This is a genomic window from Streptomyces sp. NPDC047043 (genome assembly GCF_040644055.1).
In the GTDB taxonomy this organism is placed as follows: Bacteria; Actinomycetota; Actinomycetes; order Streptomycetales; family Streptomycetaceae; genus Streptomyces.
In genome coordinates, this window is the sequence record NZ_JBEYVO010000006.1 from 169,544 (window position 1) to 184,581 (window position 15,038).

Below are 15,038 nucleotides of genomic sequence, written 5' to 3' on the forward strand. Positions count from 1 at the left end.
TCCCGTGCATGGGCGGTAAGGGTTCGGATGCGTTCGCTTCCGTCGGCCCCTGGGAGGATGGGGGGCGTGACCGGAACCCTCGTACTCGCAGGCACCCCCATCGGCGACATCGCGGACGCGCCCCCTCGGCTGGCGGAGGAGCTGGCCGGGGCGGATGTCGTGGCCGCCGAGGACACGCGCAGGCTGCGGCGCCTGACCCAGGCGCTGGGCGTGTCGCCCAAGGGGCGGGTGGTGTCGTACTTCGAAGGGAACGAGTCGGCCCGTACGCCCGAGCTGGTCGAGGAGCTCGTGGGCGGTGCGCGTGTGTTGCTCGTCACCGATGCCGGGATGCCGTCCGTGTCGGACCCCGGGTACCGGCTGGTCGCCGCCGCCGTGGAGAAGGACATCCGTGTCACCGCCGTGCCCGGCCCGTCCGCCGTGCTCACCGCGCTCGCGCTGTCCGGGCTGCCCGTGGACCGGTTCTGCTTCGAGGGGTTCCTGCCGCGCAAGGCGGGGGAGCGGCTGACGCGGCTCAAGGAGGTCGCCGGGGAGCGCCGGACCCTCGTCTACTTCGAGGCCCCGCACCGCCTCGACGACACCCTCGCCGCCATGGCGGAGGTGTTCGGCGCCGACCGGCGGGCCGCCGTCTGCCGGGAGCTGACCAAGACGTACGAGGAGGTCAAGCGGGGTGGGCTCGGGGAGCTGGCCGCCTGGGCCGCCGAGGGTGTACGCGGTGAGATCACCGTCGTCGTCGAGGGGGCGCCCGAGAAGGGACCCGAGGAGCTCGACGCCGCCGAACTGGTACGGCGGGTGCGGGTGCGCGAGGAGGCGGGGGAGCGGCGCAAGGAGGCCATCGCGGCGGTTGCGGTGGAGGCCGGGCTGCCCAAGAGGGAGGTCTTCGACGCGGTTGTGGCCGCGAAGAATGCCGCTTCCGCGGGTGGTTCGTGAGGCTTTCGTGAAGTGGACCACACCCCCTCTGAGCAGGGCGCATCTCTCCTGAGCATGCGCCCCACGGGGAGGCAAAGGGCTGTCGTGAAAAGCAAAGCGAACAGCCCGTCTGCGGGGGTGGTATGGCAAGGAAAGTCCAAATCGACTCCAACAGTCGACAGGCCTGATGCATTCGCTCCGGCGCAGGCGTCCACTGGTTGCAGGGACGCACCCGTCCCTTGGTCCAGCAGATCAAGAGGAGCTGGCATGAGCGAGATCGCAGGGCAGACCGGCCCGCGTGGCGCGGCGACCGCAGTCGTGCACGAGTCGTATTCCTTCGCCTGCATGCGTTGCGGCAGCGGCTGGGAGCAGTCGTACGAGATAGAGCACCACCACGACGCCGAGGGCCACGAGTTCGTCATGTATGTGGCGGACGGCCAGGTCGTTCCGTCTCCGTTGTCCAAGCCGACCTGCCAGAACTGCGACAGTCACGTCGTACGGATCATGCGGCCGGGGCAGGTCTCGTCGGTGCGCGACGCGGCGCACAGGTCCCAGCACCGGACGCCGGCGCAGGCCGGGCCGGTCGAGGCGCCCGAGGTGGGCGGCGAGGACGCCGGAGACAAGGACAGCCATCACCACTGGCATCTGTCCGACCTGCTGCATCCGTTCCAGCGCAAGGCGAGCTGACAGCTCCCGAATCCGTGGCGGCATGCCCCTTTCGTAGGATCGGGGCATGCCTTCGAACGAGCCCGCCAAGAACGCGGCGCCGCCGCTCCCGGAACCCCTCCGGGTGCCCGTCGCCGACTCCCACACCCACCTCGACATGCAGTCCGGCACGGTGCAGGAGGGGCTCGAGAAGGCCGCCTCGGTGGGCGTGACGACGGTCGTGCAGGTCGGCTGTGACGTGAGGGGATCGCAGTGGGCCGCCGAGACGGCGGGACTGTACGACGCCGTCCACGCGACCGTCGCCCTCCACCCCAACGAGGCCCCGCGCATCGTGCACGGCGACCCCGACGGCTGGTCCCGGCAGGGCGCGCGCGAGCCGGGGGGCACGGCGGCGCTCGACGAGGCGCTCGCCGAGATCGACCGCCTGGCTGCGCTCCCCCAGGTCAAGGGCGTCGGCGAGACGGGCCTCGACTACTTCCGCACCGGCCCCGAGGGCAAGGAGGCGCAGGAGGCCTCCTTCCGCGCCCACGTCGAGATCGCCAAGCGGCACGGAAAGGCCCTGGTCATCCACGACCGCGACGCCCACACGGACGTGCTGCGCGTGCTGAAGGAGGAGGGCGCCCCCGAGCGCACCGTCTTCCACTGCTACTCCGGCGACGCCGAGATGGCGGAGATCTGCGCCGGCGCCGGATACTTCATGTCCTTCGCCGGCAACGTCACCTTCAAGAACGCCCAGAACCTGCGGGACGCGCTCGCCGTGGCCCCCCTGGAACTGGTCCTCGTGGAGACCGACGCACCGTTCCTGACACCGGCGCCGTACCGCGGACGGCCCAACGCCCCGTATCTCATTCCGGTCACGGTGCGCGCGATGGCCGCCGTGCGGGGCATCGACGAGGACGCGCTGGCGACGGCCCTCGCGGCGAACACGGCGCGCGCCTTCGGCTACTGAGAGTGCGCCGTTCATAAACGACCGGTAACGCTCGCAAGGGTCCATCTCGGGCCCCATCGCGACTGTGCGTAGTCGCGCGACTTTGGAGAGTGATACGCGCTCCGCTAGGTTCTGGTGGCCCGATCCGGACCCCGTTGGACCCCTCGGCCCCTGGAGCGTGTCGGCGTGAGCAACTCGCAGTACGAGAGGTATGAGGCGTACGAGGAGTACGAGCCGTACGGCCCGGCCCACCGGCCACCGGCGTACGACGGCTTCGACGTGCACAACGCGCACACGCTGGCGTACGGCGTGCCCGCGTCGCCCCTGCCGTACGAGGACACGTACCGGCCCGGTTACGAGATCTCCGTGGGGCCCGTGGTGTCCGTGGCCACCGGCGCTTCCGAGACCCCCGAGGTGCGCGAGCCCGTGCTCCCGCGGCAGGCGGGGAGCGCGCAGACGGCGGGCGGGGCGGTGCCCGCGGACGGGGCGCGCGCCGGAGCGGGGCGGCGGGGCGCGCGTCGCCGCCGGGCCCGGGCCGCCGAGCGTTCCGACGGTTCCGTGCGCCGGCTGCTGCCGCAGGCGCTGGTCGTGGCGTTCCTCGCGGGCGGCACCACAGCGTTCGTCGCCAAGGACAAGGCGGTCGAGCTGACCGTCGACGGCAAGCCGCGCACCCTGCACACCTTCGCGGACGACGTGACCGAGCTGCTCGCGCAGGAGGGCGTGGAGGTGGGGCGGCACGACGTGGTGGCGCCCGCCCGCGACGTGGCGCTCGCCAGCGGCGACGAGGTCGCGGTCCGCTACGGCCGCCCCGTGCGGCTCACGCTCGACGGGCACCCGCGCGAGGTGTGGACGACGGCGCACACCGTGCAGGGGGCGCTCGAACAACTGGGGGTGCGTGCCGAGGGCGCGTACCTGTCGACCTCGCGCTCGCAGCCCATCGGACGCGCCGGGCTCGCACTCGACGTGCGCACCGAGCGTTCCGTGACGGTGATGGCGGACGGCCGCTCGCGCCGGGTGCGCACCAACGCGGCGACCGTGCGCGAGGCCGTCGAGGAGGCCGGCGTCATCCTGCGCGGCGAGGACACCACCTCCGTCCCCCCGGACAGCTTCCCGCGCGACGGCCAGACGGTCACCGTGCTGCGGGTCACCGGCAGCAAGGAGGTCCGCGAGGAGGCGATCCCGTTCGAGGTGGAGCGGAAGAAGGACGACTCGCTGTTCGAGGGGACGGAGGTGGTCGAGCGGGAGGGACAGCTGGGGCTGCGGCGGGTCACGTTCTCCCTGCGCACCGTCAACGGCGTCAAGCAGAAGCCGCGCCTGACCGACGACGAGGTGGTGCGCGAGCCGCAGAGCCAGATCGTGAAGGTCGGCACCAAGCCGGTGCCGCCGTCCACGCACGACGCCGACGGCCTCAACTGGAAGGGCCTCGCGGCCTGCGAGTCGGGCGGGCGCCCGGGCGCCGTCGACGCGTCCGGCACCTACGGCGGGCTGTACCAGTTCGACACCCGCACCTGGCACAGCCTCGGCGGCAGCGGCCGCCCGCAGGACGCACCGGCCGCCGAGCAGACGAAGCGTGCGAAGAAGCTCTACGTCCGCCGGGGCGCCAGCCCCTGGCCGCACTGCGGGGCCCGGCTGCACAAGTGAGCGGCGCAGGGCCTGCGTCGGAAGTGGCGCCTGCCGGCCGACGCCTGGCACGTACTCTCGCCGCACCGGGCGCAAGCCCAAGTACGTCCAGACGAGGGCTTCCACCCGGCACGCCGAGAGCACTCACCGGACGCCGCCCGGCCCGCCCTTCGGGCGGCCGACGCCACTTCCGACACAGGCCCTGATGCCGCCCCGTACCCTTGTCGCCGTGAGCACCAGCCCCACTCCCGACGCCCTCCTGGGCCCCGCGGACATCCGTGAACTCGCGGCGGCCCTCGGCGTCCGGCCCACCAAGCAGCGCGGTCAGAACTTCGTGATCGACGCGAACACCGTCCGCCGTATCGTCCGTACCGCCGACGTCCGCCCGGACGACGTGGTCGTCGAGGTCGGCCCGGGGCTCGGCTCCCTCACGCTGGCGCTCCTGGAGGTCGCCGACCGCGTCACCGCCGTCGAGATCGACGACGTGCTCGCCGGGGCGCTACCCGCCACGATCACGGCCCGCATGCCCGAGCGCGCCGACCGCTTCGCGCTGGTCCACTCCGACGCGATGCACGTCGCCGAACTGCCGGGCCCGGCCCCGACCGCGCTGGTGGCGAACCTGCCGTACAACGTCGCCGTGCCCGTCCTGCTGCACATGCTCGAGACCTTCCCGAGCATCGAGCGCACCCTGGTCATGGTCCAGTCGGAGGTCGCCGACCGCCTCGCGGCCGCACCCGGTTCGAAGGTGTACGGCGTCCCGTCCGTGAAGGCCAACTGGTACGCCGAGGTCAAGCGGGCCGGCGCCATCGGGCGCAATGTCTTCTGGCCCGCGCCGAACGTCGACAGCGGGCTCGTCTCGCTGGTCCGGCGGGCCGAGCCGATCAAGACGACCGCCTCCAGGCGTGAGGTGTTCGCCGTGGTCGACGCGGCCTTCGCCCAGCGCCGCAAGACGCTGCGGGCGGCGCTAGCCGGGTGGGCCGGGTCCGCGGCCGCCGCGGAGGCTGCCCTGGTTGCCGCCGAGGTGTCCCCGCAGGCCCGTGGCGAAGCCCTGACCGTCGAGGAGTTCGCCCGTATCGCCGAGAACAAGGAGCAGGGTCAGCAGTGAGCGTCACCGTCCGCGTCCCCGCCAAGGTCAACGTCCAGCTCGCGGTGGGCGCCGCCCGGCCCGACGGGTTCCACGACCTGGCCAACGTCTTCCTCGCGGTCGGCCTCTACGACGAGGTGACCGTGACGCCGGCCGACGAACTGCGGGTCACCTGCGAGGGGGCCGACGCCGACCAGGTGCCCCTGGACCGTACGAACCTGGCGGCGCGGGCGGCCGTGGCGCTCGCCGAGCGGCGGGGCATCGAGCCCGCCGTGCACATCCACATCGCCAAGGACATCCCGGTCGCCGGCGGCATGGCGGGCGGCAGCGCGGACGGCGCGGGCGCGCTGCTGGCCTGCAACACGCTGTGGGGTACGGGCGCCTCGCGGGCCGAACTCCTCACCATCTGCGCCGAGTTGGGCAGCGACGTGCCGTTCGGCCTGGTGGGCGGCGCGGCCCTCGGCACCGGACGCGGTGAGCAGCTGCGCACGCTGGAGGTCGGCGGCACCTTCCACTGGGTGTTCGCGATGGCCGGGCGCGGGTTGTCGACGCCGGCCGTGTTCCGGGAGTTCGACCGGCTCGCCGAGGGCCTTGACGTCCCCGAGCCCGTCGCCTCCCAGAAACTCCTCGACGCCCTCGCGAAGGGCGACCCGGACGCGCTCGCCGCCGCCGTCTCCAACGACCTGCAGCCCGCCGCCCTTTCGCTCTTCCCGGAGCTCGCCGACACCCTCGCCGCGGGCCGCGACGCCGGCGCCCTGGCCGCGCTGGTCTCCGGTTCGGGCCCGACAACCGCTTTCCTCGCCCGGGACACCGAGTCGGCGGCCAAGGTGGCCGAGGCGCTGCGGACTTCGGGTACCTGCCGGACGGTGCGTACGGCACTGGGACCGGCGCCGGGCGCGACGGTGATCGGCGACTGACCGGCAGCCCGCCGCCATTCGGCGCCGCCTCCGAGGCGCGCGTGGTGCTCGAACTCGCCCGCGCGCGTGAAGCCGTGGCCCAGGAGCAGGCGTTGCTGGGCGCGGCGAAGGTGCGCGGCACGCTGACGCAGGCGCAGTACGTGCAGTTCGTCGGCGCCGTCGCCACCCGGCGGGAGCTGCTTCAGCCGGCGGTCGCCGATCTGAAGGCCGCGCACCGGGCGGCGTACCAGAAGGTCCTCGGCGGCGACGGATACGCGCAGTTGCAGGCCGTGGAGAACCGCGTGCAGAGCGCCGGGCCGGGCGCCACGGCGGTGTCGGCCGGGTTCCTCAAGGGCCGGGACTCGGCGGCGTCCGGGGTTCTGAACGGTCTTACGGCGGCCGAGACGAAGAACGCGGCCGCGTTCTCCCCGCCGAGCGCCAAGGTGCAGCTGGGGGCGGCCAGGATGCCCGAGGGCGTACTCATAGAGGTCGAGGACAGCGGCTTCGGCAGGAACGAGGAGGTCCTCGCCGAGGTCAACCGCAAGATCCAGTCCGACCGGGTCGACCTCCTCGACGCCAAGCAGATCGGCCTGTTCGTGGTGAACCGGCTGCGCGAGCGCCAGGGCCTGCGGGTGGAGGTGCGGTCCTCGCCGGGCGGCGGTGTGACGGCGACCGTGCTGATCCCGGAGAACCTGACGCGGGACGACATGCCGGTCGGCGAAGCCGCGGTCGGCGGGCGGGGGTTGGCGCCCGCGGCGGCACTGATTCCGCACCAGCGGTTCAACGGGGCGAGTGCGTGAGGAAGTCTGTGATCTTCACCTGATTTCCACCCGAAAGTACTGCAGGCGCAGTACTGGTGGGGCGAGTGGGGCGGATAGGGTCATTGACATTTCAAGCGACTGGTGTGGCGCCTGATGTCCTCTGGCGTCTGTACGTCCTCTGCACAGCCGAAGGGTCCACCTGTGTCCGAATCCCCCACTCCCCCCACCCACCGTCGTAAGCGCTCTCTGTCCCGTCGCGGCGCGATCGGAGCCGCCGCGGCGGTGGCCGGCGCAGCTGCCGTGACCCCGGCGGTCTTCGCGGCCACCGACTCCGGTGACTCCACCGGGTCCGCCGCCTCCGGAAGCTCCGGCACCAAGCCGGAGAAGTTCCCCGCCACCCGGACCGAGGCCGCCACCGGCACCGGCGAGGCCAACACGGCCTTCGCCGCCTCCTACGTCGGTCTGCGCTGGTCCGGCGCGAAGGAGGGCGCCGCCATCCGGCTCGCGGACGGCGACTGGCAGACCCTGGCGAGCGGCTGCGCGGCCGTCGAGGACGGCGGCACGGCCCTGGTCGCCGCCCAGAGCGCCACCGCGTACGAGGTGAAGGCCCCGAGCGACATCGACGGTGTGCGCTCGCTGGCGATCGACACCATCAGCGGCCCCGCCCACACCTTCGAGGTGCCGAGCGAGCCCACGCGCGTGCGGGGCGTGCGCTACCTCTCGCGCCCGGCCTGGGGCGCCGACGAGTCCAAGCGCTACAAGGACGGCAAGGTCAACTCGCCCGAGACGTACTACCCGTTGCAGATCATCACGGTCCACCACACCGCGACGCCGAACGACGATCCCGACCCGGCCGCGACGGTGCGCGCGATCTACGAGTACCACGCGATCACCAACGACTGGGGCGACATCGGCTACCACTTCCTCATCGACGAGGCGGGCGCGGTCTACGAGGGCCGTTACTCCGGCGACGACGGCATCCCGGCCTTCAACACGGACGGCGACCTGGTCACCGGCTTCCACTCCGTGGGCTACAACTCCGGTGCCCTGGGGATCGCCCTGATCGGCACGCTCCAGGAGAAGGGCCCCACGGACGCGGCCAAGGCGTCCCTGATCCGGCTGATCAAGGTGATCTCCCGCTTCAAGGGCCTGGACCCGCAGGCGCAGGTGACGTACGTCAACCCCGTCAGCGGCGTGAAGAAGGACACGCACACGGTCGGCGGCCACCGCGACTACTTCGCCACCGAGTGCCCCGGCCAGGTCATGTACGACCTCCTGACCGAGGTCCGCGCGGCCGCGGCCCGCTGATTCTCGGCTGACCTGCGGGGGGATCGGTCACCGACCGGCGCGCTGAGGCCCCTGTCGCCGGATTCCCGCCTGCCCGGCGACGCCTGGCACGCACGCTCGCCACGCACCAGCCGCCGTCGGGCCCGCCCTCCGGGCGGACGGCGGGAATCCGGCGACAGGGCCTAGGCTGGGAGGCTGATCGATCCCCCGGGCAGGAGAGAAATGGCCGTCAACCTGGTCAATGTCGAGAACGTCAGCAAGGTGTACGGCACTCGTGCCCTCCTCGACGGCGTCTCCCTCGGCGTCTCCGAAGGCGACCGGATCGGGGTGGTCGGGCGCAACGGCGACGGCAAGACCACGCTGATCCGCATGCTGGCCAAGCTGGAGGAGGCCGACACCGGGCGCGTCACCCACTCCGGCGGGCTCCGCCTCGGCGTGCTCACCCAGCACGACTCCCTCGACCCGGAGGCCACCGTCCGGCACGAGGTCATCCGCGACCTGGCCGACCACGAGTGGGCGGGCAACGCCAAGATCCGGGACGTACTGACCGGGCTGTTCGGCGGGCTCGACCTGCCAGGCTTCCCGCAGGGCCTCGACACCGTCATCGGCCCGCTCTCCGGCGGCGAGCGACGCCGTATCGCCCTGGCCAAGCTGCTCATCGACGAGCAGGACCTGATCGTCCTCGACGAGCCGACCAACCACCTCGACGTCGAGGGCATCGCCTGGCTCGCCCGGCATCTGCGCGAGCGCCGCTCCGCGCTCGTCTGCGTCACGCACGACCGCTGGTTCCTCGACCAGGTGTGCACCCGCATGTGGGACGTGCAGAAGGGCGACGTCTACGAGTACGAGGGCGGCTACTCCGACTACGTCTTCGCCCGCGCCGAGCGCGAGCGCATCGCCGCCACCGAGGAGGTCAAGCGGCAGAACCTCGTCCGCAAGGAGCTCGCCTGGCTGCGCCGCGGCGCCCCGGCCCGTACGTCCAAGCCGCGCTTCCGCGTCGAGGCCGCCAACGAGCTCATCAAGGACGTGCCGCCGCCCCGGGACACCTCCGAGCTGATGAAGTTCGCGTCCTCCCGGCTGGGCAGGACGGTGTTCGACCTGGAGGACGTCACCGTCCAGGCCGGCCCCAAGGTCCTTCTCAAGCACGTCACTTGGCACCTCGGCCCCGGCGACCGCATCGGCCTGGTCGGGGTCAACGGCGCCGGCAAGACCTCGCTGCTGCGGGCGATGGCGGAGGCCGCCCGTACCGAGGGCGAGAAGCAGCCCGTCGGCGGCCGGGTCACCGTCGGCAAGACCGTCAAGCTCGCCTACCTCTCCCAGGAGGTCGCCGAGCTCAACCCCAACACCCGGGTCCTGGAAGCCGTGCAGCAGGTGCGCGAGCGCGTCGACCTCGGCAAGGGGCGGGAGATGACGGCCGGGCAGCTGTGCGAGACGTTCGGCTTCAACAAGGAGAAGCAGTGGACGCCGGTCGGCGACCTGTCCGGTGGTGAGCGGCGGCGACTGCAGCTGCTGCGGCTGCTCATGGACGAGCCCAACGTCCTCTTCCTCGACGAGCCCACCAACGACCTCGACATCGAGACCCTGACCCAGCTGGAGGACGTCCTCGACGGCTGGCCCGGCTCGATGATCGTCATCTCCCACGACCGGTTCTTCGTCGAGCGGACCACGGACCGGGTCTTCGCGCTGCTCGGCGACGCCACCCTGCGGATGCTGCCGCGAGGCATCGACGAGTACCTGGAGCGCCGGCAGCGGATGGAGGAGGCGGTCGCGGCCGCCGCGGCGCCGGCCGCGCAGAAGGACGTGCCCGAGAAGAGCGCCGCCGACCAGCGCGCCGCCAAGAAGGAACTCCAGAGGATCGAGCGGCAGCTCGACAAGATCTCCGAGCGGGAGTCCAAGCTCCACAGCCAAATCGCGGACAACGCAACCGACTTCGCGAAAGTGGCCGAACTCGACGCGGAATTGCGCAACTTGACCGCCGAGCGCGAGGACCTGGAAATGCGTTGGCTGGAGCTTGCCGAGGACGCGTGAAGGGTGCGTGAAGGCGCATAACGACGGCATCACGGGCCGGTCCTCCCTTGGGAACAGGGGATGAACCGGCCCGGTGCGTTGTCGGTCCCGAGTGATAGAAAGGGCCGCCTGAGAACTTTCTGAGTACGACTCTGGGTCCATCACGTACCTCAGGGCGTGGCTAAAAATCAGTGAACGAGGGGGAGACGCGCTGATGACTCAGCCGCCCAACCAGCCGCCGCAACCGCCGCAGCAGCCACCGGGAGGCTTCGGCGCTCCGCAGACCCCGCCGCCGCCCCAGGGCCCGCCGCAGACCCCGCCGTCCGGCGCCCCCCAGCCCGGCTACGGCTACCCGCAGGCTCCTCCGCAGCCGGGACCGTACGGCCAGCCGTCGGGCCCGTACGCCCAGCCCGGTCCGTACGGCCAGCCGCCCGCCGGCCCGTACGGTCAGCCCGGCCCGTACGGCCAGCCCCAGCAGCCGGGCCCCTACGGACAGCAGCCCGGTTACGGCTACCCGCAGCCCCAGTACCCCGGTGGGCCCGGCACCCCGCCGCCCGGCTCCGGAAACCCCTTCAAGGGCAAGCCCGCCCTGGTCGCCGTCGCGGTGGTCGCCGCGCTGGCCGTCGTCGGCGGCATCGTCTTCGCCGTGACGAGCGGCGGCGACGACGACAAGAAGCCGGTCGCCGACAAGAGCGGCGACTCCAAGCCCTCCCGGTCCGCCCCGGTCAACCCCGGTGACGGCAGCGGCGACGGCGGCGCGGACCCGGAGAACCTCAACGAGGGCCGCCAGGCCGGCGAGTCGAAGGTCCTCTGGTACAAGGAGGCGCCCGACGCGCCCGGTTCCGGCGCCGACGCCCCCGGCATGTGGATCACCGACAAGACCGCGGTGAAGGCGGCGTACAAGCAGGTCTTCGCCTTCAACGTGGGCGACGGCAACCCCACTTGGGACCCGATCACCTTCCCGCAGAAGGTCTGCGCGGTCACCCCGCAGAAGTCCGCCGACGACAAGGTCGTCGTGGCGTACGAGAGCGGCAGCAGCGACCGCGCCAAGTGCAACAAGCTCCAGCAACTCGACCTGAACACGGGCAAGAAGGGCTGGAGCGGCACGCTCTCCGACGGCGCGCTGTTCGACAGCACCATCACCATCGACCTGTCCATCACGGGCAAGACGCTGATGGTGGGCCGCTCGCAGTCCGGGGTGGCGTACAACGTCGAGACCGGCAAGAAGCTCTTCGACAAGAAGAAGTACGGCGACTCGTGCTTCCCGACCGCGTTCGCGGGCGGCAGCAAGCTGATCGCCGTCGCCTCCTGCGACGCCACCGGTTCGAACGAGCACGACGAGGTCCAGGAGCTGGACCCGACGACCGGCAAGGCCAAGTGGACCCAGAAGTTCGACAAGGGCTGGACGGTCGCGCGGACGTACTCGGTCGATCCGCTCGTCGTCTACAGCACCAACCAGAACAAGAAGGCGTGGAACATCTCGACGTTCAACGCCAACGGCACCTTCCGCTCGCAGGTCGACTTCGACGAGAACTTCGCCCCCGAGTGCGGCTGGGCGATCATCGACCGTGAGCTGCAGGGCTGCCAGGGCGTCGCCGCCGACTCCACCACGCTGTACCTGCCGACCGAGGCGACCAGCGGGCCGAACGAGATCGTCGCGATCAACCTCGCCAACGGCAAGGAGAAGTGGCGCGTCAAGTCCCCGGCGGACGAGTCGATGATGCCGATCAGGACCGAGGGCGGCAAGCTCGTCGCGTACGTCGAGCCGGGGTACGACTCGGGCGGCCAGGTCGTGTCGATCCCGATCAGCGGCTCGAGCCACAAGCCGGTGAAGCTGCTGCAGAACCCGCAGAGCACCGCGGAGATCGAGGACGGCTTCTACTCCAAGGCCTTCGACTGGGTCGACGGGCGCTTCTACCTCTCGACGACCCGGCTGACCGGCAATGACGAAGCGAAGGAGAAGTTGATGCTCGCCTACGGCAAGTGACTCTTCCCTCCCTTCCGCCGTCCCCGCCGCTCGCTCCCGAGGTACTCACGTCATGACCCAGCCACCGCCCCCACCGCCCAACCAGCCCCCGCAGCAGGGCGGTTTCGGCCCGCCGCAGGACCAGCCGCCGCAGCAGCCCGGCTTCGGCACCCCGCAGCAGCCGGGCTACGGCTACCCGCAGGCGCCGGGGGCCCCGCAGACCCCGCCTCCGCCGCCCCCGCAGCAGCCCGGCTACGGCTACCCCCAGGCCCCGCCGCCGCAGGCGCCGCCGGGCTACGGGTACCCCGGGCAGCCGCAGAACCCGTACGGCCAGCAACCGCCCAACCCCTATGGCCAGCAGCCCGGTTACGGCTACCAGCAGCCGACCGTGCCGCTGCAGCCGCAGGCCGGGCAGCCGGCCGGCGGGCGGAAGATGAACGCGCAGCTGGTCATTATCGTCTCGGCGGTCGTCGCGATCGCGTTGATCGTCGGCGGCGGCATCTGGTACGCGAGCTCCGGCAAGGGCGACGACAAGAAGGACCCGGAGCTGAGCTCCGCCGGCCCCACGGGCGGCGGGGACGACAAGAGCGACACCGGCGGCACCTCGAGCAAGGGCGACGAGAAGGTGCCCGCCAACACCGGTTCCCAGGTCCTGTTCCAGATCCCGGAGCCCAAGGTCGACGACAGCACCGTGGTGTCCGGTTCGTGGCTGACCGACAAGGCGTACGTCAAGAGCGGCGTCGCCGAGATCAACGGCTACGACCCCGACAAGGGCACCAAGCTGTGGACGATCAAGCTGCCCGGCCCGGTGTGCGAGGCCAGTGACCACACCACCGCGGACAACAAGACGGCCATCGTCTTCCAGCCCAAGATGCCGGCGAAGAACAGCTCGGCTGGGTGCAGCCAGGTCGCCGCGATCGACCTGGACGCGGGCAAGAAGCTGTGGACGAAGACCGTCAACTCCGGTGACCGGCCGATCGGCCTGGACAACGTGACGGTCAGCGCGAACACCGTCGCCGTGGGCAGCACCAGCGGCGGCGCCGCCTGGGACATCACCTCCGGCAAGTCCCTGTGGGCCCCGAAGCCGACCGACACCTGCTACGACGCCGGGTACGGCGGCGGCGCGAAGCTGGTCGCGGTGCGCAAGTGCGGCTCGTACGACCAGCGGCAGCTGCACATCCAGACCATCGACCCGAAGACCGGGAAGGTGATCTCCGAGTACAAGATGACCCAGGGCATCGAGTACGCGGCCGTCGTCTCGACGGACCCGCTGGTCGTGGCGGCAGACGTCGGTGACACCGCGGGCGACGGCAGCGGTATCTCGGACTTCTTCTCCATCGACAACAAGACCGGCAAACTCCTCACCCGGATCTCCGCGCCGGGCGAGCAGTACGCGGCCCGCTGCGACGGCATCTCGAGGATCGAGTTCTGCAAGGGGCTCGCGGTCGGCAACGGCAAGCTGTACATCCCGACGGAGGAGCGGGACGACGCCAACGCGATCGTCGTCTTCGACCTGGCCACCGGCAAGCAGACCGGCCAGCGCGCCGACTCCGGCGACGGTTACACCATCACCCCGCTGCGGATGGACGGCGGCAACGTGATCGCGTACAAGAGCCCGCCGTACGACAAGGGCGGTCAGATCGTCAGCATCGACGGCTCCTCGTTCAAGGAGACCAAGTTGCTGGAGAACCCCTCGACGGAGTCGGTGCGGGATGCCGAGACGACCATGTTGCCGGACTCGGCGGAGATCCTGTACTCGCAGGGCCACCTGTACATGTCCGGGGTGTACGCCGACAAGTCGTCGGGTGTCTCGGACAAGGAGTATCTGGCGCTCGCGTTCGGCACGAGCGGCTGAACCACTCGTCCGTGAGAACGGCCCCGTCCCTGCTCAGGGGCGGGGCCGTGCGCGTACCGCCCATCACCCTCGAATGCCAGAAATTCCGTCGATCCGGGGCAGTTCTCACCAGTAGGGGGAGCGCAACGTCGAACAAGCGTGTAGCTTCCGGGGGCATGAAGAGCGGGGGAGCCGGGAGGGGGCTTCTGTCCGCGCGGACCAGTGGGCACCCGAGGTGGGGCACCCATGGCGGGGCATCCATAGGGATCCATTGGGGGGACTGGGGGGTTGGCTCGATGGGAGTGCGGCTCATGGTGGTCGACGACCACCGACTGCTCGCCGAGGCGCTGGCCTCGGCGTTGAAGCTGCGGGGGCACCGGGTGCTCGCCGCGGCGGCGCCTGCCGCGGGCGCGGCGGAGCTGGTGATCACGCGTGCGCCTGAGGTGTGCCTGCTGGGCACGGCGACACCGGCGGAGCCGGGCATCTTCGACCCGGTGGTGAAGATCAAACGGGAGCGTCCGCAGGTGGCGGTCCTGGTACTGGGTCCGGTACCCAGCCCGCGCGGCATAGCGGCGGCCTTCGCCGCGGGCGCCTCGGGCTACGTACGCCATGACGAGCGCATAGAGGGTGTGGAGCGGGCGATCATGAAGGCGAGGGCGGGCGAGGCGGCGGTCGCGCCGCAGCTCCTCCAGGGCGCCTTCAGCGAGCTGCTGAACCCTGCCGCCCAGCCGGACGACGAGGGTCAGCGCCTGCTCCAGATGCTCACCCCGAGGGAGGTCGAGGTCCTGGTCAGGGTCGCCGACGGCGAGGACACCCGCCTGATCGCGGCCGGCATGGGCATCGCCCCCTCCACGGCCCGCACCCACGTCCAACGGGTCCTGATGAAGCTGGGCGTGGGGTCGCGGCTCGAGGCGGCCGCGCTGGCGGCCCGCACGGGGCTGCTGGACCGTGCGGGCCCTCTTCCGAACGAACCACGACCGGCGGATTCCTGACTTGCCGGGACTTGCCCCACCTGGACTCGGTGTTACTTGGCTCACATGATCATTTGGGCCATGGTTGACCTGTTCTTGAACCTCTAAGATC

General features: G+C 71.2%; 12 protein-coding genes. All 12 read left to right on the forward strand.

Annotation, left to right across the window (positions count from 1 at the left end):
- Positions 1–66: 66 nt before the first annotated feature.
- The gene (gene rsmI / locus ABZ880_RS11570; protein ID WP_361260255.1) at positions 67–927 is read left to right on the forward strand and encodes a 16S rRNA (cytidine(1402)-2'-O)-methyltransferase; all 861 of its coding nucleotides are present in this window, start codon (positions 67–69) and stop codon (positions 925–927) included.
- Between the two features lie 246 nt (positions 928–1,173).
- Positions 1,174–1,593, forward strand: a complete 420-nt coding sequence (locus ABZ880_RS11575; protein WP_361260257.1) for a hypothetical protein — start codon at positions 1,174–1,176, stop codon at positions 1,591–1,593.
- 46 nt (positions 1,594–1,639) lie between these two features.
- Positions 1,640–2,521: a TatD family hydrolase gene (locus tag ABZ880_RS11580; RefSeq protein WP_361260259.1), complete on the forward strand. Its 882-nt coding sequence runs from the start codon at positions 1,640–1,642 to the stop codon at positions 2,519–2,521.
- A gap of 165 nt (positions 2,522–2,686) precedes the next feature.
- Complete coding sequence (locus ABZ880_RS11585) at positions 2,687–4,141, forward strand: ubiquitin-like domain-containing protein (protein WP_361260261.1); 1,455 nt, start codon at positions 2,687–2,689, stop codon at positions 4,139–4,141.
- Positions 4,142–4,349: 208 nt separating this feature from the next.
- Complete coding sequence (rsmA, locus tag ABZ880_RS11590) at positions 4,350–5,225, forward strand: 16S rRNA (adenine(1518)-N(6)/adenine(1519)-N(6))-dimethyltransferase RsmA (protein WP_361260263.1); 876 nt, start codon at positions 4,350–4,352, stop codon at positions 5,223–5,225.
- On the forward strand, positions 5,222–6,121 hold the full coding sequence (locus ABZ880_RS11595; protein ID WP_361260265.1) for a 4-(cytidine 5'-diphospho)-2-C-methyl-D-erythritol kinase: 900 nt from the start codon (positions 5,222–5,224) through the stop codon (positions 6,119–6,121). Before rsmA ends, ABZ880_RS11595 begins: the two co-directional genes overlap by 4 nt.
- Positions 6,122–6,162: 41 nt before the next feature.
- On the forward strand, positions 6,163–6,900 hold the full coding sequence (locus tag ABZ880_RS11600) for an ATP-binding protein (protein WP_361260267.1): 738 nt from the start codon (positions 6,163–6,165) through the stop codon (positions 6,898–6,900).
- A 162-nt stretch (positions 6,901–7,062) separates the two neighbouring features.
- Positions 7,063–8,169, forward strand: coding sequence for an N-acetylmuramoyl-L-alanine amidase (locus ABZ880_RS11605; protein WP_361260269.1), 1,107 nt, complete (start codon positions 7,063–7,065; stop codon positions 8,167–8,169).
- 201 nt (positions 8,170–8,370) lie between these two features.
- Positions 8,371–10,176: an ABC-F family ATP-binding cassette domain-containing protein gene (locus ABZ880_RS11610; RefSeq protein ID WP_361260271.1), complete on the forward strand. Its 1,806-nt coding sequence runs from the start codon at positions 8,371–8,373 to the stop codon at positions 10,174–10,176.
- A 193-nt stretch (positions 10,177–10,369) separates the two neighbouring features.
- Positions 10,370–12,142 (forward strand): PQQ-binding-like beta-propeller repeat protein, encoded by a 1,773-nt coding sequence (locus ABZ880_RS11615; RefSeq protein ID WP_361260273.1) that lies wholly within the window; start codon positions 10,370–10,372, stop codon positions 12,140–12,142.
- Positions 12,143–12,194: 52 nt separating this feature from the next.
- Positions 12,195–13,976, forward strand: coding sequence for a PQQ-binding-like beta-propeller repeat protein (locus ABZ880_RS11620; RefSeq protein ID WP_361260275.1), 1,782 nt, complete (start codon positions 12,195–12,197; stop codon positions 13,974–13,976).
- Between the two features lie 290 nt (positions 13,977–14,266).
- On the forward strand, positions 14,267–14,947 hold the full coding sequence (locus tag ABZ880_RS11625; protein ID WP_361260277.1) for a response regulator transcription factor: 681 nt from the start codon (positions 14,267–14,269) through the stop codon (positions 14,945–14,947).
- Positions 14,948–15,038 lie beyond the last annotated feature (91 nt).